Below are 21,816 nucleotides of genomic sequence, written 5' to 3'. Positions count from 1 at the left end.
GGGTCGTCACGACGGCACCTCCCCGTCGAACCGGGCCCGGATCGCCGCACCGTGCGCGGGAAGATCCTCGGTGTCGGCCAGCACGCACACGTGCGCGGCGGCCCCGGCCAGGGCCTCTCGGCTGTAGTCGACCACGTGCACCCCCCTCAGGAACGTCTGCACCGACAGTCCCGAGGAGTGGCAGGCGCAGCCGCCGGTGGGCAGCACGTGGTTGGAGCCCGCCATGTAGTCGCCCAGCGAGACCGGCGCGAACGCTCCGACGAAGATCGCCCCGGCGTTGCGCACCCGGGCCGCCAGCTCGGCCGCCCCGGCGGCGTGGATCTCCAGGTGCTCGGCGGCGTAGGCGTCGACGACGCGCAGCCCGGCCTCCATGTCGTCGACCAGCAGGATGCCCGACTGGCGCCCGGCCAGCGCCTCGGTGATCCGCTCGGCGTGCTTGGTGGCGGCGACCTGGCGGGGCAGCTCCCGCTCGACGGCCTCGGCCAGTTCCTCGGAGTCGGTGACGAGCACGGCGGCGGCGATCGTGTCGTGCTCGGCCTGGCTGATCAGGTCGGCGGCGACGTGCGCCGGGTCGGCCGTGGCGTCGGCGAGGATCGCGATCTCGGTCGGCCCGGCCTCGGAGTCGATGCCGATCCGTCCCTTGAGCAGGCGCTTGGCCGCGGCGACCCAGATGCTGCCGGGACCGGTGACCATGGCGACCGGCCGGCACTCCTCGGTGCCGTAGGCGAACATCGCCACGGCCTGGGCGCCGCCGACCGCGTAGACCTCGTCCACGCCGAGCAGCGCGCACGCGGCCAGGATCGACGGGTGCGGCCACCCTCCGAACTCGCGCTGGGCGGGCGAGGAGACCGCCAGGGAGGTCACCCCGGCCTCCTGGGCGGGGACCACGTTCATGATCACGCTGGACGGGTAGACGGCCCGGCCGCCGGGGACGTACAGCCCCACCCGGTCGACGGGGACCCAGCGCTCGGTGACCGTGCCGCCCGGCACGACCTGGGTGGTGACGTCGGCGCGCACCTGGTCGCGATGCACGAGACGGGTGCGGCGGATCGACTCCTCCAGCGCGGCCCTGACCTTCGGGTCGAGCTTCGCCAGCGCCTCGGCGATCACCTCGGCGGGCACGCGGGTGGACTCCAGCTCGACGCCCTCGAACCGGGCGGTCAGCTCGCGCAGCGCGGCGACCCCGCGATGGCGTACGTCCTCGCAGATGGGCCGCACCTTCTCCAGGGCGGCTTCGACGTCGAGGTCGGCACGGGGCATTACCTCACGGAGGTCCTCGGGGAGGGCCCCTCGCAGGTCGGTACGGGAAATCACCCGTTCAGTCTACGGAGGCGCGCCACCGGATATCGTCGCGTCCATCATCCGGACACCCGCCAGGACACCGTCTTTACAATGTAGATTTTGTTCAGCCGCTACGCTCCCCCACGTGAGCAAGAACAGGAACAAGGGCGGCCAGGGGACGCCCGCGACGGTGGCCCTGGCCCAGGCCGGAGCCGATTTCAGCCTGCACCTCTACGAGCACGACGCGAGCGCCCAGGCCTACGGCGAGGAGGCCGCCGACGCGCTCGGCGTGCCGTACGAGCGGATCTTCAAGACGCTGGTGGCCGAGGTGGAGGGCGGGCTGGCCGTGGCGGTCGTGCCGGTGGCGGGCAGGCTCGACCTCAAGGCGTTCGCGGCGGCGCTGGGGGGCAAGCGCGCGGCCATGGCCGACGCCGCCAAGGTCGAGCGGGTCACCGGGTACGTGGTCGGCGGCATCAGCCCGCTGGGCCAGCGCAGGCCCCTGCCGACCGTGGTCGACGCCTCCGCGCTGGAGTTCGAGACGATCTACTTCTCCGCCGGGCGGCGCGGCCTGCAGATCGAGACCTCCCCCGCCGAGCTGGTACGCCTCACCAAGGCCGCCACCGCCTGCATCGGCAGGACCGAGTAGGAACCGGGCGGGAACACGCGGCGGCCGAAGGCCCGTGGCCACGAGAACACACGGACCCCACGAGCACGAGCACACAAAACCGGTGTCCCCCGAGCAGGCCCCCGCGCCGCGGGATCCGTGACGTTTCCCCAGCGCCGGGCCGGTCCCGCTGTCGAAGGTTGCCGACGCGCCCCACCCCGCCGATCGGCCAGACTCGTCCGCGATGGACCGTCCGGCCCGTCGCCGGCGAGCCGTGCCAGGCCGCCGGCGGCGGGTCGTATCCGATCGGGGGGACACATGCACTACCTGACCGCCACCGAGATGATCGGGCTCCTGCGGTCCGGGCAGGTCAGCGCGGCCGAGCTGCTCGACGCGCACCTGCGGCGGATCGAGGAGGTCAACCCGCGGGTCAACGCGATCGTCACGCTGGTGGCCGACCGCGCCAGGAAGGAGGCCCGGGAGGCCGACCGGGACCTGGCCCGCGGCCGGTGGCGGGGGCCGCTGCACGGGCTGCCGGTCGCGCACAAGGACCTGACCGACACCGCGGGAATCCGCACCACCTACGGCTCGCCGCTCTTCGCCGACCACGTGCCCGGCGCCGACGCGCCGATCGTGCGGCGGATGCGCGAGGCCGGGGCGATCACGCTGGGCAAGACCAACACCCCCGAGTTCGGCACCGGCTCGCACACGGTGAACGAGATCTTCGGCGCCACCCGCAACCCCTACGACCCGTCCAGGTCGGCCGGGGGCAGCAGCGGCGGGGCCGCCGCCGCGCTGGCGACCGGCATGGTGGCGCTGGCCGACGGCTCGGACATGGGCGGCTCGCTGCGCAACCCGGCCTCCTTCTGCAACGTGGCCGGGCTGCGGCCCACGCCCGGCAGGGTGCCCGCGACGTCGGCCACGGCGGCCTGGTTCACCCTCGGCGTGCCGGGGCCGATGGCCCGTACCGCCGAGGACCTGGCGCTGCTGATGAGCGCGGTCGCCGGGTTCGACGCCGCGTCCCCCCTGTCGATCACCGAGGGCGGCGACGTGTTCGCCGCGCCGATGGAGATGGACCTGACCGGGATCCGGGTGGCCTGGAGCCCCGACCTGGGCGGGCTGCCGATCGACGCGGGGACGGCCCAGGTCACCGCGGACGCCCCCGCCGTGCTCGCCGCGCTGGGCGCGCGGGTGGAGCGGGTGGACGTGGACCTCTCCGACGCCGAGGACGCGTTCCGGATCTACCGCGCCTGGTACTACGCCCTGTCCTACGGCGACCTGCCGCAGGAGGGCCTCGGGGAGAACGTGCGCTGGAACGTCGAGCGGGGCCGCGAGGTGACCGGGGCGGACCTGGCCCGCGCGGAGCGGCTGCGCAGCGGGCTGTACCGGCGGATGGACGACTTCTTCGACACCTACGACTTCCTGATCGCCCCGGTCAGCCAGGTGCCGCCGTTCCCGGTGGACGCGCCGTACGTCTCGGAGATCAACGGCGAACAGCTCCCCGACTACCTGGCGTGGATGCGCTCGGCCTACTGGGTCAGCGTGCTGCACGCCCCGGCCGCGTCGGTGCCGTGCGGGTTCACCCCGGGCGGGCTGCCGGTGGGGGTGCAGATCGTCGGGCGCCCCTTCTCCGACATGGCGGTGCTGCGGCTGGCCCACGCCTTCGAGCGGGCCACCGGCCACGGCTCACGCCGCCCGCCCCTGTGACCGCACGGCCGTCACCGCTCCGCCGGCCCCCTACGTGTCGCTGATGTCGTACGACGACCGCGGCGCGTAGGGATCGTCCCCCCCGAAGGGGCGGCGCAGCGGGGAGTCGCGGTAGCCCGCGACGGCCTCCAGGCCGAAGAACACTCCCGCGGCCAGCGTCGGCCACGCGTACAGCACTCCCCTGGCGGTCAGCTCCAGCGGGCCCGCGACCAGCGTGGCGGACGCCCCGGAGGCGGTGACGCTCGCCGCGCCCAGGTTGACCGCCTGGCCCACCAGCAGCGCGAGGTACGCCGCGAGCGTCCCCCCGGCCGCCAGGCCCAGCACCACCGGCACCGGGCGTCCGCTCCGCGACACGGCGTGGCCGACGGCCCCGCAGACGAGCCCGAACGCGCCGGTGATCACCGCGAACCACCCGTCGGCGGCGATCAGCGCCTGCGTGGAGGGATCGGCGAGCAGCGGCCCCTGCCCCGTCACGACGTACGGGGGACGCGGCGCGGCCAGCGACCACAGCGGCCCGGCGAGGACACCGGCGACGGCGACCGCCAGCACGGTGATCACGAAGTCACGCACGTCGCGCACCATGGCTCCCTCACCCTCTGTGCAGATGTGCCCGATGTTACCCATCCGTCCGCCCGGTGCCACCCGAGCCCGTGACGCGAGGCCCGTTACTCTTGCGGGGTGAACGAAGAGGCATGGCTGATCGAGCCCTCCGGACCGCTCCGCGGTGACGTCGAGGTACGCGGTTCCAAGAACGGCGTCTCCAAGCACATGGTCGCCGCGATGCTCGGCTCCGGTGAGAGCACCATCCAGAACGCCCCCGACGTGGGCGAGGTCGGCATCACCGCGCAGATGCTGAGGGCCCTGGGCATCGACGTGGAGATCTCCGCCGGGGAGATCGGCGTCGCCCCGGGGGCGCAGATCAACCCGCACGTCCCGTCGGCGTTCACCGGCCTGAACCGCATCCCGATCCTCATGCTGGGCCCGCTGCTGCACCTGGCGGGCGAGGCGTTCGTGCCGCTGGTCGGCGGCGACCCGATCGGCCGCCGCCCGGTCGACTTCCACGTCGAGGCGCTGCGCGCGATGGGCGCCGAGGTGGAGGTGAGCGACACCGGCGTGTACGCCAAGGCCAAGCGGCTGCGCGGCACCCGGATCGAGCTGCCCTACCCCAGCGTCGGCGCCACCGAGACGATCCTGATGTCGGCGGTGCTGGCCGAGGGCAAGACCGTGCTCAAGGGCGCGGCGATGGAGCCCGAGGTCGTGGAGCTCGCCCTGTTCCTGCAGCGGATGGGCGCCCGCATCGAGCTGAGCCCGGACCGGCGCATCGTGATCGAGGGCGTGGAGCGGCTGCACGGCGCCTCCACCTGGCTCAACGGCGACCGCATCGAGGCGTTCTCCTACCTGGCGGCCGGCCTGATCACCGGCGGGCAGGTGCGGGTGCACGGCTGCCCGCAGGACCGGCTGGTCACCGCGATCACCACGCTGGCCCGGATGGGCGCCGAGGTCGACATCACCGACGACTACCTGTCGGCGTCGGCGCCGCGCGGGCTGCGGGCGGCGGCGGTGCAGACCGACACGCACCCGGGGTTCATGACCGACTGGCAGACGCCCCTGATGGTGCTGTTCACCCAGGCGCAGGGCATGTCGGTGCTGCACGAGACGGTGTTCGAGAACCGCCTGGTCTACGTGCCCGCGCTGCAGAGGATGGGCTGCGAGATCGAGGTGTTCGACGTGTGCCTGGGCGGGCCCGCCTGCCGCTACCACGACACCAACGCCAAGCACTCGGCGGTCGTGCGCGGGGTGTCCAAACTGAGCGGCGCCGACGTGACGCTGCCCGACATCCGCGCCGGGTTCTCCGCGGTGCTGGCGGCCGCCGCCGCCGAGGGGACCTCCACGCTGCGCGGGGTGCACCACATCGAGCGGGGCTACCACCGCCCGTTCGAGCAGTTCGCCTCGCTCGGGCTGAAGATCCGTCGAGAGAAGGTGCAGAACCAGTAAGGATTGGGCGATCGCCGTTTGTAAGTGATCATTCGGTCGCACGTTACTATGCGTGACACCCCGCCCGGAGTCGAGACGCGACCTCGCCACCTGCCTGCGCGGCCTGGCGGCGTGCGGCGTGCTGGGCGGGCTGCTGGCCGCGCTGGCCGCGCTGCCGCTGGTCGGCACGGCCGGGGTGGGGGTGAACACGGTCAGCCGGAGCCTCATCGACCTGCCGGAGGGCCCCCGGGAGAACCCGCTCGCCCAGCGCACCGTGCTGCTGGACAGGAACGGCAAGCGGTTCGCCCAGTTCTACACGCAGAACCGCACGGTGGTACCGCTTGAGCGGATCGCCCCGGTGATGCGGGACGCGATCGTGGCGATCGAGGACGCGCGCTTCTACGAGCACGCCGGCCTGGACGTCAAGGGCACCCTGCGCGCCCTGGTGACCAACACCCAGGCGGGCGGGGTGCGCCAGGGCGGGTCCTCGCTCACCCAGCAGCTCGTGAAGAACATCCTGGTCGAGAACGCCGAGAACGAGACCGAGCGCGCCCAGGCCCGCGCGCCCAACATCCAGCGCAAGATCACCGAGCTGCGGTACGCGCTGGCCATGGAACGCCGCTACACCAAGGCCGAGATCCTGGAGCGCTACCTCAACATCGCCTACTTCGGCGCGGGCGCCTTCGGGGTGGAGGCCGCCGCCCAGCGGTTCTTCTCGGTCCCGGCCTCCCGGCTGACCCTGCCGCAGGCGGCGACGCTGGCCGGGGCGGTCCGCACGCCGTACTCCACCGACCCCTCGCTGGACGCCCGGCGGCGGGAGCGGCTGCGCGAGCGCCGCGACCTCGTCCTGGAACGGATGGCGCAGCTGTCCTACGTCCCGGCGGCCAGGGCCGAGGCGGCCATGCGAAAGCCCCTGGCCATCCGCCTGAAGCCCGAGCCCGGCGGCTGCAACGGCAGCGCCTACCCCTTCTTCTGCCTGTACGTGCACCGGGAACTGCTGACCAACCCCGTCTTCGGCCACACCCGCGCGGACCGCGAGCGCCGCCTGTCCAGGGGCGGCATCGTGCTGCGCACCACGCTCGCGCCGAAGATCCAGCTCGCCGCCGAGCGCGCCGTCTCCGCGCGGGTCTCCGCCCGCGACACCGAGGTCGCGGCCGAGGCCATGGTCGAGCCGGGCACCGGCCGCATCCGGGCCATGGCCGCCAGCAAGAAGTACGGCCGCAACGCCGGTAAGGCCGGCAAGGCCGCCGGCGAGGGCCGTACCTCCTACGGCCCCCGTACGACCTACAACCTGCCCGCGGACACCGCGCACGGCGGCGGGCAGGGCTTCCAGGCGGGGTCGACGTTCAAGGTGTTCACGCTGGCGACCGCGCTGGCCCGGGGCTGGCGGTTCGACCAGGGGTTCAGGACGCCCGGCAGCTTCGTGCCCGGCAGCGGCTTCACCGACTGCTCGGGCCGCAGGGTCAACGACCCGCGCGCGAAGATCCTCAACGCGAGCGGGGAGGGCAAGGGCGGCCCGCAGAGCCTGTCCACCGGCACGTGGAAGTCGGTGAACGTCTTCTACATGATGCTGGAGCAGCGGGTGGGCCTGTGCCCGGTGGTGCGGACCGCCCGCGCGCTGGGGATCGTCCGCGCCGACGGCACCCCGCTGCGGGAGGTGCCGACCTTCACCCTGGGGGTGAACGAGATGGACCCGGTGACGGTGGCCGCCTCGTTCGCCGCGTTCGGCGCGCGGGGCCGCTACTGCCGCCCGATGGCGATCGTCGAGATCGTCGAGCGGGACGGCGAGCGGCTGCGCGTCCCGCCCAGCTGCGCGCAGGCGATCGAGCGGGAGGTGGCCGACGCGGTCAACCACCTGCTGTCGGGGGTGTTCACCAAGGGCACCATGACCGGCCAGGGCATCGGCCGCCCGGCCGCGGGCAAGACCGGGACCAACAACGGCTACACCTCGGCCTGGTTCGCCGGCTACACCCCTGACCTGGCGGCGGCGGTCAGCGTGGGCGACATCCGCGGCTCCTACCGCTACCCTTTGCGCGACGTCGAGATCGGCGGCGAGTACTACGGCTCGGTCCAGGGCGCCTCCCTGCCGGGGCCGATCTGGGTCGCGTCGATGTCGGAGGCGCTGGAGGGGACCTCCGAGACCTCGTTCCGCCACCCCGACATGAGCCGCTTCGGCGGCGGGTTCACCCCCGGCATGGCCGAGGCCCTGGCCGCCGAACGCGAGCGCGAGGCCGGGCGGGACGGCGAGCGCCGCACCGCCCGCGGCGAGCGGGCCCGGCGGGGCCACCGCGGCTACCGCGCCCTGGGCCCGGACCTCTCCCGTGACCACCGGACCTACCGGACGCCGCGGGAGTACCGGGGACACCGGGATTACCGGGTTTACCGGGGGTATCGGGGGGTCCGGGAGTACGGCGACCCCTACGCGCGCGGCGGGCCGTCGTCCCCGCGCCGCGCGGAGCGCGCCCCGGCGTGGTGGCGCAACCGCAACCGCTGAACCACCGCCCGGCGCCCGGCCGAGGCCGGCGACCGGCCACGGCCGCCGATCGGCCGGGATCACCCATCGGCCGCGGTCGGCGCTTGACCACGGTCAGCGCTTGACCAGGACCTGCTGGGTCGGCAGGAGCGGCGGCCACGCGGGGCCGCGCGCGGCCGTCGCGGCCGGGCCGCAGAGCGCCCGGTCGAAGTGCGCCATCATGGCCGCGTCGATCGCGTGCGGCATCGGGTAGCCGTTCTCGTCGAGCCGCTGGTACTTCATGAGGTTGAAGCCGTAGGAGATCTGGCGGCGGCCGTCCGGGCTGGACAGCGAGATCGTCCCCATGCCGAACACGGCCCCGTCGTGCCCCCAGAACCGGCCGCAGGGGGTGTCCTGGGCGTAGATCCCCAGGCCGTAGTGCATCGCGACGCCACCCTGGCCGTCGGGGACCGCCACGGTCGTCCTCATCTGGTCGAGCTGGGCCGGGGGCAGCAGCCCGCCGCCGAGCAGGACCCGGTAGAACCGGTTGAGGTCGTCCATCGTGGAGACGACCGCGCCCGCGGTGGTCGCCCACGACATGTCGTAGACGCTGTAGTCGCGCGGCGGGTCGATGTGGCCGTACAGCGCCTCGTACGCCCGGGAGTGCGGGCCGGGGACGAACGGGGTGCGCGGGAAGGAGGTGTCGCGCAGCCCGGCCCTGCGGATCACCTCGCGGGTGATGTACCGCTCGGCGCCGGTGCCGGTCACCTTCTCCAGCAGCAGCCCGGCGATCGCGTAGTTGGTGTTGGAGTACGACCAGTTCCGCCCCGGCTCGCCCGTGCGCGGCGCCGCCAGCCCGAGCCTCACCAGCTCCCGAGGGGTGATCCTGCGGAACCGGTGCTCGTCGAGGCTCCGCGAGGAGAGCTGGACGAAGGAGGGGAAGGCGCCCGCGACGTAGTCGCCGATGCCGCTGGTGTGGTTGAGCAGCATCCGCACCGTGACCGTGCCGGCCAGGTCCTGGGGCAGCAGGCCGGGCAGGTACCGCGCGACCGGCGCGTCCAGCTCGACGCGGCCGCGCCCCACCTGCTGGAGGATCGCCACCGCCGTGAACGTCTTGGTGACGCTGCCCACCCGGTGCAGCATCTGCGGGTGCACGGGCCGCCGGGTCCGTACGTCGGCGACGCCGGCCGCGCCGGTCCACCGCTCGCCGCCGTCGCGCACCGCGGAGTAGGAGCCGTACATGCCGGCCTCGTGGATCGCCCGGACGGTGGACCGCAGTGCCTCACGGTCGAGGACCGCCCGCCCGGCCTCACCGGACGGCGCGGTCGCCGGACCCGTCGTCGGGGCGGGTTCCGATCCGGTCGGCGCGGCGGGCGTCGCGGGTCCGGGCCCGGCCGACGCCGGGGGTGCGGCGGCGCAGGTCAGCAGCACCGCGCTCAGCCCGAGCCCGGCGATCGTCCGTCCGCGGCGGGTCCGTCCGCGGTGAGGGGGTCCCGCGAGGGTCGTCACCTGTCATCTCCTCTGATTCCGGCAAAAGCGACAGGATGATCATCCCAAACCCTCCCGGAACCGTCCTCCTCTCACCGGATGAGGTTCGCCCGCTCCGAACGGATGACCTACGCCTCCGCCGCTCTGACGAACGACCCGTTCCTCCTCCCCACCGGACGAGCGGACTGTTCTCCGCCCACACCGGAAGAACAGGCCGTTTCCTACTCGTACCGGAAGAGCAGGTCGTTCCTTGGTCGCACCAGATGAACCCCTGCGGGAGTGCGCGGGCTCCGTCAGGCGCCCAGGCAGGCGGGGCCGAGGAGCTGCTTCAGGTCGCCCATCAGGGCCGGGGACGGCGAGACCCGCAGGCGGTCGTCGAGGCGCATGACGGTGGTCCTGGGGCCGTTGTGGAGCTGCAGGTGCACCTCGGTGGTGCCGGGATGGGCGGTCAGGACCTCCTTGAGGCGGCCGACCACCGGCGGGGTGCACCGGGCCAGGGCGAGGCTGACGGCCAGCGGGCCCCCGGCCTCCCGGGTCAGGTCCGGGGCCGTCACCTCCATCGCGATGATCTTGCCGACGTCCTCGCGCTTGTCCAGGCGGCCCTTGACGAAGACGATGGCGTCCTCGGCGAGGATCGTCGCGCAGAGCTGGTACGCCGACGGGAAGATCATCACCTCGATGGAGCCCGCCAGGTCCTCCAGCTGGGTCAGCACCCAGGTGTCGCCCTTCTTGGTGACCTTGCGCTGGAGGCCGCTCAGGATGCCGCCGACGGTGACGATCTGGCCGTCGGGGCGGTGCTCGTCCTGGAGCGAGGCGACCGAGCAGTCGGCGCCGGAGGCGAGGATGTGCTCCACGCCGAACAGCGGGTGGTCGGAGACGTACAGGCCGAGCATCTCCCGCTCGAACTGCAGCAGGGTGTTCTTGTCCCACTCCCCCGCCGGGATCTGCACGTCGAAGGTCTCGTCCTCGGCGCCCTCGACGGCGCCGAACAGGGAGTCCTGCCCCTGGGCCTCGTTCTTCTTGATCCCGATGATGCCGTCGACGGCCTGCTCGTGGATCATCACCAGGCCCTTGCGCACGTGCCCGAACGAGTCGAAGGCCCCGGCCTTGACCAGTGACTCGATGACCCGCTTGTTGCAGACGACCATGGGGACCTTGCGCAGGAAGTCCTTGAAGTCGGCGAAGCGGCCCTTGTCCCTGCGCGCGGAGATGATCCCGTCGACGACGTTGCCGCCGACGTTGCGGATGGCCGACAGGCCGAAGCGGATGTCGCTCTCGCGCGGGGTGAAGTCGAAGTCGGAGTCGTTGACGTCCGGCGGCAGCACCTTGATGCCCATCCGGCGGCACTCGTTGAGGTAGAGGGCGGACTTGTCCTTGTCGTCCTTGACCGAGCTCAGCAGCCCGGCCATGTACTCGGCCGGGTAGTTGGCCTTGAGGTAGGCCGTCCAGTAGGAGACCAGGCCGTAGGCGGCGCTGTGCGCCTTGTTGAAGGCGTAGTCGGAGAACGGCAGCAGGATGTCCCAGAGCGTCTTGATCGCGGCCGCGGAGTAGCCGTTGTCCTTCATGCCCTGTTCGAACGACTCGAACTGCTTGTCCAGCTCGGACTTCTTCTTCTTGCCCATCGCGCGGCGCAGCAGGTCGGCCTTGCCGAGGGAGAACCCGGCGACCTTCTGCGCGATGGCCATGACCTGCTCCTGGTACACGATCAGGCCGTGGGTGGTGCCGAGGATCTCCAGCAGCGACTCCTCGAACTCCGGGTGGATCGGGACGATGTCCTGCAGCCCGTTCTTGCGGAGCGCGTAGTTGGTGTGGGAGTTGGCGCCCATCGGGCCGGGCCGGTAGAGCGCGCCGACGGCGGAGATGTCCTCGAAGTTGTCGGGCTTCATCAGCCGCAGCAGCGACCGCATGCCGCCGCCGTCCAGCTGGAACACGCCCAGCGTGTCGCCGCGTCCGAGCAGCTCGTAGGTCTTGCGGTCGTCCAGCGGCAGCTTGAGCAGGTCGATGGCCTCGCCGGTGTTGGCCTCGATCATCTTCAGGCAGTCGTCGATGATCGTGAGGTTGCGCAGGCCCAGGAAGTCCATCTTCAGCAGGCCGAGCGTCTCGCAGGTCGGGTAGTCGAACTGCGTGATGATCACACCGTCGGAGTCGCGGCGCATGATCGGGATGTAGTCGGTCAGCACCTCCGCCGACATGATCACCCCGGCGGCGTGCACGCCGGTCTGCCGGATCAGGCCCTCCAGGCCCCTGCCCAGGTCCATCGCCGCCTTGACGTCGACGTCCTCCTCGTACAGCTTGCGCAGCTCACCGGCCTCGTTGTAGCGCGGGTGGTCGGAGTCGAAGATGCCCGACAGCGGGATGTCCTTGCCCATCACCGCGGGCGGGAACGCCTTGGAGACCTTGTCGCCCAGCGCGTACGGGTACCCCAGGACGCGGGCCGCGTCCTTGATGGCCGCCTTCGCCTTGATGGTGCCGAAGGTGGCGATCATGGCGACCTTGTCGGCGCCGTACTTCTCGGTCACGTAGCGGATCACGTCGCCGCGCCGGCGCTCGTCGAAGTCGATGTCGACGTCGGGCATGGAGACGCGGTCGGGGTTGAGGAACCGCTCGAAGATCAGGCCGTGCGGCAGCGGGTCGAGGTCGGTGATGCCCAGCGCGTACGCCGCCAGCGAGCCCGCGGCCGAGCCTCGGCCGGGGCCGACCCGGATGCCGTTGTTCTTGGCCCACATGATGAAGTCGGCCACCACGAGGAAGTAGGAGGGGAACCCCATCTGCAGGATGACGTTCATCTCGAACTCGATCTGGGCGCGGTGCTCCTCGTCGACCCCCTCGGGGAAGCGCCGCTCCATGCCCGCCCAGATCTCCTTGCGGAACCAGCTCTCCTCGGTCTCGCCCTCGGGCAGCGGGAAGGTGGGCATCAGGTTCTTGAACCCGAACATGCCGCTCGGGTCGACCTTCTCGGCGACCAGCAGGGTGTTGCGGCAGCCCTCGGCCCACAGGTCGGAGGAGTCGACGGCGCGCATCTCGTCGGCGTTCTTGATGTAGTAGCCGCTGCCGTCGAAGCGGAAGCGGTCGGGGTCGGAGAGCTGCTTGCCGGTCTGGATGCACAGCAGCGCGTCGTGGGAGGTGGCGTCCGACTCGTAGGTGTAGTGGGAGTCGTTGGTGACGATCGGCGGGATGTCCAGCTCGCGGGAGATGCGGGTCAGGCCGTCGCGGACCCGGCGCTCGATCTCCAGCCCGTGGTCCATGATCTCCAGGTAGTAGTTCTCCCTGCCGAACAGCTCCTGGAACCGGGCCGCCGCGGCGACCGCCTCGTCGTACTGGCCCAGCCGCAGGCGCGTCTGCACCTCGCCCGACGGGCAGCCCGTGGTGGCCATCAGCCCCTCGGAGTGCTCGGCGAGGGTCTCCGCGTCCATCCGGGCCCACTTGCGCACGAAGCCCTCGGTGTAGGCGCGCGAGGAGAGCTTCATCAGGTTGCCCAGGCCCGTGGCGTTCTTCGCCCAGATGGTCATGTGGGTGTAGTAGCCACCCGCCGAGACGTCGTCGCGCTTCTGGTGCGGCTCCCCCCACAGGACCGGCTTCTTCTGGTGCCGCGAGGCGGGGGCGACGTAGGCCTCGATGCCGATGATCGGCTTGATCCCCGCCCCGGTCGCCTGCCGGTAGAAGTCGTAGGCCCCGTGCATGTTGCCGTGGTCGGTGATCGCGATGGCGGGCATGCCCAGGTCGCCGACCTGTTTGAACATCTGCTTCAGCCGGGCGGCGCCGTCCAGCATGGAATATTCCGTGTGAACGTGCAGATGCACAAACGAGTCTGACATGCGGCCCCGTCCTCCCCTGGTCGAGCGTCGGCGGGGAAAGAGTATCCAAATCAGGGACCGGAGTGACTCCTGTGCCTCGGGTCGCCGGTCTCCCCGGCGTGTCCCGCCGCCCTCCGGGGCCCGGGGACAGGGGGAGACACCTCGTCCTGGATTCACCCGGGTTCGGCGAGACCGGGGATCACCGCCTCAGGGAACGGGATCACCGGCCCGGGGACCGAGATCGCCGACCCGGGGGCAGGGATCACTGCCCCAGAGGCCGGGATCACTCCCGGGGTGACGAGCGGCGTTCCTCGGCGAGGTGCAGGCCCGCCTCGATGACCGCGTTCATGATGGCGGCCAGCCGGGCCTCCCCCAGGACCGGGGCCCTGCGGGCCATCTCGGCGACCAGGCGGCGCTCGCGGTCGGCGTCGCGACCGGCGAAGCCGCCGACCGGCTTGAGGCGCTGGATGGTCACGGCGAGCTCGGCGCGGCGCTCCAGGAGGACGGCCAGGGCCGCGTCCACGCGGTCGATGGCCTCCCGGGCGGCGGGGATCGAGGACGGGGCCTCACGGCGGGTGACCGCGCCGACGAGCCTCGCGGCCTCCCGTACGGCCAGCGCGTCCCGCTCGGCGGAGCCGGGGGGCAGGAGCAGGCCGTCGGCGCCCGCCGCGACCGCCGCGGCGGCCAGCGCGGGGCCGTCCTCGTGACCGGTTCCATCGGTTCCGTCCCCGTGGCCGCTTCCGCTTTCACGACCGGTTCCGCTTTCACGACCGGTTCCGTCCCCGTGAGCGGTCGTGGCGGGAGTGCCCTCGCCCGCCCCGGAAGCGGCCCCGGGACCGCCCTCGGGACCGGTCCCGGGGTCGGGCCCGGGACCGGCCCCGGCGTCGCCCCCCAGGTGGGCGCCGAGATCGGCCAGGACCGGACGGCCCGACAGCTCGCGGGCGGCGCGCATCAGGGCGAGGTCGAGGACGAGGCCGCCCCTGGCGGTCCCGTCGCCGCTCTCGCAGAGCAGCACCCGGTCGTCGCCCTCCGCCGCGCAGTCCGCGGCGGCCGCCAGCCACTCCCGCAACGCCGCCGAGGGCGCCCGCCGCAGGAGCACCGGCAGGCCGAGCCGGGCGACGGCCCGCAGCAGGGACGCGTCCCGCATCCAGGCCGCACCGGTCACCACGCCGTCGGCGCATCCGGCGATCACCGGCAGGTCCGCCGCGCAGGACGGCTCCACCAGGACCGGTCCCGGCCACCGGGCGCGGGCCCCGGCCACCGCCTCCTCGGCGGAGAGCCCCGCCGGGCGGCCGAGGAGGCTGATCCAGCGGGCGTCCGCGCCGGGACCGCCGATCACGACGGCCGGTCCGGCCCCCACGGTGAGCGCGCCCAGCCGCACCGGCAGGCGTTTCCTGTGTACGGTCGACGACATGAGGCTCTCCCATGCTCGGCCGGCCCGCGTCCCGCGAGCCGGCGGCCGTTCGTAAGCGACGCCGGAAACAGAAAAGGCAGAGACGTCACGTCTCCGCCTCGGGGCCGGCTCCGGCCGGTCGTCAGGTCACACCGTCACGACCGGCTCTCCGGAGCCGGCTCGACAAACGCGAAACAACAGGTCACATGCACAATCTTAGGCCATCTCTCCGGCACGCGCCAAGGAACGGACAGCACGTCTCAGGATACGGACTTCTCCGCGGCGGGTGGGTCGATCACTTTTCCGGGCTATGAGAGTATTCGGGGGTTCCGAAGGAGGTAAGCCGGTTGATGGCCGAAGCACAGCCCGAGGGGCGCCGTATCGCCTCTCGCTACCACCTGCTCGAAGCCATCGGCCGGGGTGGCATGGGCATCGTGTGGCGGGCCCATGACGAGCTCCTGGACCGCGAGGTCGCGATCAAGGAGGTCCGTTACGCCGACACGCTCGGCGAGGACAGCCAGGAGGACTTCAACCGGCGCACCAAGCGCGAGGCGCGTGCCGCCGGGCGGCTGACGCACCCCAACGTGGTGGTCGTCCACGACGTCGTCGAGGAGGACGGGCGTCCCTGGATCGTCATGCAGCTGGTGGAGTCGCGCTCCCTCGGCAAGGTGCTGCGCCAGGACGGGCCGCTGCCGCCGCGACGGGTCGCGGAGATCGGCCTGGCGCTGCTGGAGGCGCTGCGCGCCGCCCACGCCCAGGGGGTCCTGCACCGGGACGTCAAGCCCGAGAACGTGCTGCTCGCCGACGACGGCAGGGTGGTGCTGACCGACTTCGGCATCGCCACCCTGGAGGCCGAGACCGCGCTGACCATGACCGGCATCGCGGGCACCCCCGCCTTCATCCCGCCGGAACGCATCAAGGGCGGCAGCGCGCAGCGCGAGTCGGACCTGTGGTCGCTCGGCGCGACCCTGTACGCCGCCGTCGAGGGCAAGCCCCCGCACGACCGGGGCGGGGCGCTGCCGACCATGCACGCCATCCTGAACGACGAGCCCGAGGCCCCGGTGAACGCCGGGCCGCTGGCACCGGTGCTGGAGGGGCTGCTCCGCAAGGACCCCGCGTTGCGCATGCCCTACAAGGAGGCGGCGCGGTTGCTGCGCGCGGTGTCCGAGGGCGCGGGCGAGCAGCCCGCCAGGACCGCCGTCATGCCGGCCGCGGGCCGCACGGACGGCGCGGACGGCGCGGACGGCACCGACCCCTCGGCCGACACCGACCCGGGCGTCCGCTTCCGCGCCGGGGGTGTCCCGGAGACGGGCGCGAAGCTGGGCGCCGCGCCCCCCGCCGGTGCGGCGGGCGCGCCTCCCACTCCCACGCGCCGCGAGGAGTGGCCGGTTCCCGTACCGGCGAAGGACAGGGGCGGGCGGCGCCAGGACGACCGGGCGGCGCGACCCGGGACGCCCGGCGCCGCGGGTGCGGTGACCCCCGGGGCAGTGCCGGAGGCCAGGCCCGCCGGGGACACCGGAAACGCTGGGAACGCCGGGAACGCCGGGAACGCAGCCGCGCGGGACAGGGCGGCGAAGGACGTGAGCGCCGGGGACGCCGGGGACGGTGTCGCCGGGGGCGGGGCGGCGTCGAGGGCCGAGGCGGCTCCCGGCGCGAAGGGCGCCCCGGCCCGATCCGTCCCCGCACCGGGACGCGCGCCCGGCGGGGCCGTTCCCGCCTCCTCGGGAGGGGTCGTGTCCGGGCCCGTTCCCGGGCGTGGAACCCCTTCCTCGCCGGCGCGGGACGACGCGTCCCCCGCCCCGGGGAGGAAGACGGCGGGCGCCGCCTCCGCGGCGGCGGCCGCGGGCCCGGCAGACGCGGGGAACTCGGTGGACTCGGCTCCGGCCGAGGACGTCCCGGCCCCGCGCGGGGGCTCCGCCGGGAAGCCGGCCGCCCGCGGTCCGGCCTCCTCGCCCTACCCCGCCGCCACGCCCGGCGCCGTCTCCGGGGACGCCGCGCCACGTGAGAAGGCCGCGAGCGCCCCGCCGGACGCGGGTGCGCGCCCGAGAGCGGTCCCGGCCCCGCGCCCGAACCCCTTCCCCCCGGTCGCCCGATCGGCGCGCGAGAGCGCCCCGGCTCCGGCCGGCCCCTCCCGGGCCCCCCTGCCCGGCGCGGGGCAGGCCGCCCCCTACGCCGGGTACCACTCCGGCGAGGACACGATGGCCCCCGGAAGGCAGGGCACCTCCCCGGTGAAGCGGGGCCTGCTGGTGCTGCTGCCGGTGCTGCTGGTCGTCGGGGTGGTCGCCGGCTGGCTCGGCATGAACAGCCGCAAGAACGAGGGGACCCCGCAGGCCGGCCCCGGCGCGTCCGGAGCGTCGGACGGTCCGAGCGGTGGCGCGGTGAACGACCCCGCGAAGGCGTCGCCCGAGGCGCCGGCCCCGTCGGCCTCCTCGCCGCCGCCGTCGTCGTCGCCCTCGTCGTCGTCACCTTCGTCCTCGTCCTCGCCGAGCCCGTCCCCCACCAAGACGGAGAAGAAGTCCGCCCTGCCCGCCGGCTGGCGGATGCACAAGGACTCCAACGGCTTCTCGCTCGGCCTGCCCAAGGGATGGGGTCAGGACAGGCGGTCCGACACCCGGGTGTGGTTCCGCGGGCCGGACCGGACGAGCTTCGTGATGATCGACTACGTCGACAAGGCGGGCCCCGACCCCAAGCAGGACTGGCTGGACTACGAACCGACCGTCCGCGGCCAGTTCTCCGGCTACAAGCGGATCCGGATCGAGAACGTCTCGTACATGAAGAAGGCCTCCGACTGGGAGTTCACCTGGAACACCGGCTCGGGCAAGGCCAGGGTGATCAACCGCGGGTTCGTCACCAAGGGCGGCCGCGGGTACGCGATCTACTGGCATACGCTGGACAAGAACTGGAAGAAGAACATGCCCCTCTTCGAGGGGTTCGCCGCGACCTTCTCCTCGAAGAAGTGAGCGGCGTCCCTACCGGCTGCGATCCGTGAGCTTGGGAGGGGGGAGTATGGCGGAGAAAAAGGTGGCGGGCCGCTACCGGCTGCTCGAACACATCGGCGAGGGCGGCATGGGCATCGTCTGGCGTGCCCACGACGAGCTCCTCGACCGGACCGTGGCCGTCAAGGAGGTCCGCTACGGCGGGGTGGACGAGAGCGCCCGCGCCGACCTGAACCGGCGCACCATCCGCGAGGCCCGTACCGCCGGGCGCCTGGACCACCCCTCCGTGGTCATCGTGCACGACGTGGTCGAGGAGGAGGGGCGTCCCTGGATCGTCATGCAGCTCGTCCGCTCCCGGTCGCTGGGCGAGATCGTCCGCGTCGACGGGCCGCTGCCGCCCGAGCGGGTCGCCGCGGTGGGACTGCACGTGCTGGGCGCGCTCCGGGCCGCGCACGCCGCGGGCGTGCTGCACCGGGACGTCAAGCCCGAGAACGTGCTGCTCGCCGACGACGGCCGGGTGGTGCTGACCGACTTCGGCATCGCCTCGATGACGCAGGAGAAGAGCATCACCCGTACGGGCGCGATGGTCGGCACCCCCGCGTTCCTGCCTCCCGAGCGGCTGCACGGACTGCCCGCGACCCCCGAGTCGGACCTCTGGTCGCTCGGGGCGACGCTGTACGCGGCGCTGGAGGGAAGGCCGCCGTTCGAGCGGCCCACGGCCGCCGCGACCATGATGGCCGTCCTGCACGGCGAGCCGACCCCGATGACGCGTTCCGGCCCGCTGGAGACGACGATCCTCGGCCTGCTGGCCAGGGATCCGGCCGCCCGGATGAACCCCGGCCAGGCGGAGGCCCTGCTGGGCCGCGCCGCCACCGGCGTCTCCCCGTCCGGCCCCTCCCCCTCCAGCGCCTCCCCGTCCGGCCCCTCCGGCCTCGGCCGTGCGGCCCCCGGCGCCTCCCCGTCAGGCGCCTCCGGCCTCGGCCGTGTGCCCCTCGGCGGCTTCTCGTCCGGTCCCTCCCCGTCGGGACACGCCGCCACCGGAGCCCCCTTCCCCGGCCACCAGCCCCAGGACCACGCCTTCCCCGGTCACCGCCCCCCGGACCGCGCCTTCCCCGGCCACGCCCCCTCGGGTCCTGTGTCCTCAGGTCCCGTGCCCCCGGGTTCCCTCCCTCCAGGGCAGGGACCTCACCGTCACGCGTCCCCGGGACACATCCCCCAGGGTCACGTGTCCCCCGGGCACGCGCCCTCCGGTCACGTCCCCCCGGCGCCGGTCTTCGACCAGGGCGCTCCTCACGATCCCGGCGGGCTCGCGGACCGTCCCGCCCCGTGGTCCGGGGACGCCTGGCCTCTCGCCTCCCGGCCCGCGGACCCGTGGTCCCCGGACCAGGCGGCCCGGCCCGGCCCGGCGTACGGCCTCCGTCCCGGCGCGCCCGCGCGGGCGGACCTCCCGTCCCACAGCCGCCAGGACCCTTCTCACGGCCGCCAGGACCCGTTCCACAGCCGCCAGGATTCTCCTCACACCCGTCAGGACCATCCCGCGTACACCCGTCAGGACGCGTTCTCCCACTCCGGTCCGGACGCGTCCCCCTACGCCCGTCCCGAGCAGGGGTACGGCACCACGCCCTCCTCTCCCGGAGCGTGGCCGGTGCACGGGCATCCCACGGACACCGGACAGGCCCCCGGCGGACGGCGGGCCGAGCCCCGGTGGCCGGTACTGCTGGCCGGAGGGATCGCCCTCGCCGTGCTCCTCGGGGTCGGCGGATGGCTGATCCTGCGGGAACGGGCCGCCGCCCCGGACCCGGGCACCGGCGGGCCCTCGGTCACGGCCACCGCGTCCCCCTCCGCGGGGACGGCGACCCCGCGCCCGGGCCGTACCCTCCCGGCGGGCTGGCGGCTGCACCGGGACCCGATGGGCTTCTCCGTCGCCGTCCCCGCGACCTGGCAGGTCAAGCGGTTCCCCGGACGCGACCGGGTGGAGTTCCGCGCCCCCGGCTCGGACGCCTTCCTGTGGATCGAGTCGACCGACGACCCCGAGAAGGACCCGGTCAGGCACTGGGAGAAGGTGGAGGAGGCCGGGACGGCCGACGGCGTCTGGCCGGGCTACCGGCGGATCGGGATCACCGGGCTGACCTACCGGGGGGTGCCGGCCGCCGACTGGGAGTTCACCTACCTCAAGGACGGGGTCCGCACGCACGTCCTGGACCGGGGCTTCCGCACCGCCGCCGACAAGCCGTACGCGATCTACTGGGAGAGCCCGGAGCCGGAGTGGAAACGATCCTCCTTCGACGCGTTCGCCAGGACGTTCCGGCCGTGAGCGACCTGGAGAGGGCGCGTCTGTGGCGCCCCGCCGCCCTGCCCGGGGTGGAGCTGCTCAAGGCCAGGTACGTCACCCACCGCTTCACCCCGCACGCGCACGAGGGCTACGCGATCGCGCTGGTGCTGTCGGGGGTGGAGGAGTTCGCCTACCGGGGCGCCGTCCACCGGGCGGGCGCGGGCAGCCTGAGCACGCTCGACCCCGAGGAGGCGCACGACGGCTACCCGGGCGTGCCCGGCGGCTGGTCCTACCGGGTGCTGTACCCGTCGGTGGCGTTCCTGTCCGGGATCGCCACCGAGCTGATGGCCGGGCGCGGCACCCCCTGCTTCCCCGAGGTCGTCACCCACCACCCGCCCACCGTCGCGCTGCTGCGGGCCGCGCACGACGCGGCCGAGCGGGGTGACGACCTGGCCGCCTCCACGCTGACCCGCACCGCCTTCGCCACCCTGCTGCGCCGCAACGCCGCCCGCCGCCCCCCGGAGGCTCCGCTCCCGGCCGCCGGCCGGCCGACGGTCCGGCGGGCCCAGGAGATCCTGCGGGAACGGCTCGTCGACCCGCCCACCGTGGAGGACCTGGCACGGGCGGTGGGCACGAGCCCCTTCGCCCTGATCCGGGCCTTCAAGGCGGCCACCGGGCTGCCCCCGCACGCCTACCTGAACACGCTGCGGATCATGCGGGCCCGGCGGCTGCTCCAGACCGGCGTACCCCCCGCCCGGGTGGCCGGGGACGTGGGGTTCACCGACCAGTCCCACCTGAGCAGGCACTTCAAGCGGATCGTGGGCGTCCCCCCGGCGGCGTACCAGCGCGCAGGAACGTACAAGAGCAGACCCGGGAACCGGACATAGGCTCGCTTCCCATGGAAGCAACCACTCGTTCCTCCGCGATACGGGACGGACTGGGCGTAGGGATCGCCGTCGGACTGTCCGGGGTGGCCTTCGGCGCCGCGGCGACCACCGCGGGGCTGAGCGTCGCGCAGGCGTGCGCCCTGAGCCTGTTCGCCTTCACCGGCGCCTCGCAGTTCGCCCTGGTCGGGGTCGTCGCCGGCGGCGGTAACCTCGTCGCGGGCACGGCGGGCGCGATCCTGCTGGGAGCCCGCAACGGCCTGTACGGCCTGCGCATGGCCGGGACGCTCGACCTGCGGGGCTGGCGCAGGCCGGCGACGGCCGTCGGCGTGATCGACGAGACGACGGCGGTCGCCCTGGCCCAGCCGGACGAGGAGTCGGCCAGGACGGGGTTCGTGGTCACCTTCGTCACCCTCTACCTGATCTGGAACGCCACCACCCTGGCCGGAGCGCTGGGCACCTCCGCGCTGTCGGATCCCGCCGTCCTGGGCCTGGACGTGGTCGGCCCCGCCACGTTCCTGGCCATCCTGTGGCCACGGCTCACCGGCAAGGACCCCGGCGCCGCCGGCCTGCGCCTCGTCGCGGCGGGCGGGGCCGCGGTCGCGCTGGCCACGACCCCCTTCACCCCGCCCGGCGTGCCCGTGCTGCTCGCCGCCGTGGTCGTGCTCGCGCTGCTGCTGAGGAGCCCCCGATGAGCGTCTGGTGGGCGATCGCCGCCACCTGCGTGGCCTGCTACGCGTTCAAGTTCGCCGGCCTCTCCGCGCCGCGCCGGATCCTCGACCACCCGGGGGTGCAGCGCTTCGCGACCCTCGTCCCGGTGGCCCTGCTGGCGGCGCTGATCGCCGTGCAGACCTTCGCCGACGGGCAGGCGCTGCACGTCGACTGGCCCCGGACCGGGGGGATGGGCGCGGCCGTGGTGGCGCTGCTGCTGCGCGCCCCGTTCCTGGTCGTGCTCGCGGTGGCCGCCGCCGTGACCGCCGCGCTCCGCCATCTCCTGGGCTGAGACCGTCCCGCCCCGGGCCGGGACCGCC

At 73.5% G+C, this 21,816-nt stretch carries 14 protein-coding genes; 9 read left to right on the top strand and 5 right to left on the bottom strand.

The genetic code is table 11. From position 1 onward, the window contains the following. Nucleotides 1–6: 6 nt before the first annotated feature. Nucleotides 7–1,314, bottom strand: coding sequence for a histidinol dehydrogenase (gene hisD, locus ACLQ2R_RS25100; RefSeq protein WP_425962992.1), 1,308 nt, complete (start codon nt 1,312–1,314; stop codon nt 7–9). A gap of 112 nt (nt 1,315–1,426) precedes the next feature. On the opposite strand from hisD, the gene ybaK reads away from it, so the two are divergent. Both ybaK and ACLQ2R_RS25090 read left to right on the top strand, forming a co-directional pair. Next, entirely contained in the window at nt 1,427–1,927 is a 501-nt protein-coding gene (gene ybaK, locus ACLQ2R_RS25095) for a Cys-tRNA(Pro) deacylase (protein WP_425962991.1), read from the top strand. A gap of 276 nt (nt 1,928–2,203) precedes the next feature. Next, a complete protein-coding gene (locus ACLQ2R_RS25090; RefSeq protein WP_425962990.1) occupies nt 2,204–3,592 on the top strand; it encodes an amidase in 1,389 nt (462 codons plus the stop codon). A 30-nt stretch (nt 3,593–3,622) separates the two neighbouring features. On the opposite strand, the gene ACLQ2R_RS25085 is transcribed toward ACLQ2R_RS25090, so the two are convergent. Continuing rightward, on the bottom strand, nt 3,623–4,162 hold the full coding sequence (locus ACLQ2R_RS25085; RefSeq protein WP_425962989.1) for a hypothetical protein: 540 nt from the start codon (nt 4,160–4,162) through the stop codon (nt 3,623–3,625). 108 nt (nt 4,163–4,270) lie between these two features. Here ACLQ2R_RS25085 and murA point away from each other — a divergent pair, with 108 nt between their 5' ends. Together murA and ACLQ2R_RS25075 are read left to right on the top strand one after the other, a co-directional pair. After that, nucleotides 4,271–5,587: a UDP-N-acetylglucosamine 1-carboxyvinyltransferase gene (murA, locus tag ACLQ2R_RS25080; protein ID WP_425962988.1), complete on the top strand. Its 1,317-nt coding sequence runs from the start codon at nt 4,271–4,273 to the stop codon at nt 5,585–5,587. Between the two features lie 52 nt (nt 5,588–5,639). Next, on the top strand, nt 5,640–8,060 hold the full coding sequence (locus ACLQ2R_RS25075; RefSeq protein ID WP_425962987.1) for a transglycosylase domain-containing protein: 2,421 nt from the start codon (nt 5,640–5,642) through the stop codon (nt 8,058–8,060). A gap of 93 nt (nt 8,061–8,153) precedes the next feature. On the opposite strand, the gene ACLQ2R_RS25070 is transcribed toward ACLQ2R_RS25075, so the two are convergent. The 3 genes from ACLQ2R_RS25070 to ACLQ2R_RS25060 all read right to left on the bottom strand — a co-directional run bounded on the left by ACLQ2R_RS25070 (nt 8,154) and on the right by ACLQ2R_RS25060 (nt 14,714). Continuing rightward, nucleotides 8,154–9,527 (bottom strand): serine hydrolase domain-containing protein, encoded by a 1,374-nt coding sequence (locus tag ACLQ2R_RS25070; RefSeq protein WP_425962986.1) that lies wholly within the window; start codon nt 9,525–9,527, stop codon nt 8,154–8,156. 272 nt (nt 9,528–9,799) lie between these two features. Next, nucleotides 9,800–13,321, bottom strand: coding sequence for a DNA polymerase III subunit alpha (gene dnaE / locus ACLQ2R_RS25065; protein WP_425962985.1), 3,522 nt, complete (start codon nt 13,319–13,321; stop codon nt 9,800–9,802). A gap of 262 nt (nt 13,322–13,583) precedes the next feature. Beyond that, nucleotides 13,584–14,714: a chorismate mutase gene (locus tag ACLQ2R_RS25060; RefSeq protein WP_425962984.1), complete on the bottom strand. Its 1,131-nt coding sequence runs from the start codon at nt 14,712–14,714 to the stop codon at nt 13,584–13,586. Nucleotides 14,715–15,043: 329 nt separating this feature from the next. Here ACLQ2R_RS25060 and ACLQ2R_RS25055 point away from each other — a divergent pair, with 329 nt between their 5' ends. The 5 genes from ACLQ2R_RS25055 to ACLQ2R_RS25035 are packed head-to-tail and all read left to right on the top strand — an operon-like array spanning nt 15,044 to nt 21,788. Next, a complete protein-coding gene (locus ACLQ2R_RS25055; protein ID WP_425962983.1) occupies nt 15,044–17,653 on the top strand; it encodes a protein kinase domain-containing protein in 2,610 nt (869 codons plus the stop codon). A 46-nt stretch (nt 17,654–17,699) separates the two neighbouring features. Continuing rightward, nucleotides 17,700–19,943: a protein kinase domain-containing protein gene (locus tag ACLQ2R_RS25050; RefSeq protein WP_425962982.1), complete on the top strand. Its 2,244-nt coding sequence runs from the start codon at nt 17,700–17,702 to the stop codon at nt 19,941–19,943. After that, entirely contained in the window at nt 19,940–20,788 is an 849-nt protein-coding gene (locus ACLQ2R_RS25045) for an AraC family ligand binding domain-containing protein (protein WP_425962981.1), read from the top strand. The genes ACLQ2R_RS25050 and ACLQ2R_RS25045 overlap by 4 nt, the downstream gene beginning before the upstream one ends. A gap of 11 nt (nt 20,789–20,799) precedes the next feature. Next, the gene (locus tag ACLQ2R_RS25040) at nt 20,800–21,480 is read left to right on the top strand and encodes an AzlC family ABC transporter permease (protein WP_425962980.1); all 681 of its coding nucleotides are present in this window, start codon (nt 20,800–20,802) and stop codon (nt 21,478–21,480) included. Next, nucleotides 21,477–21,788, top strand: coding sequence for an AzlD domain-containing protein (locus tag ACLQ2R_RS25035; RefSeq protein ID WP_386232931.1), 312 nt, complete (start codon nt 21,477–21,479; stop codon nt 21,786–21,788). Before ACLQ2R_RS25040 ends, ACLQ2R_RS25035 begins: the two co-directional genes overlap by 4 nt. Nucleotides 21,789–21,816: the final 28 nt, after the last annotated feature.

The sequence above is a fragment of the Streptosporangium sp. DT93 genome, assembly GCF_049844535.1.
Lineage (GTDB): Bacteria > Actinomycetota > Actinomycetes > Streptosporangiales > Streptosporangiaceae > Streptosporangium.
Note: the sequence above shows the minus strand (reverse complement) of the source record. Positions and strands in the feature narration are given on the sequence as shown.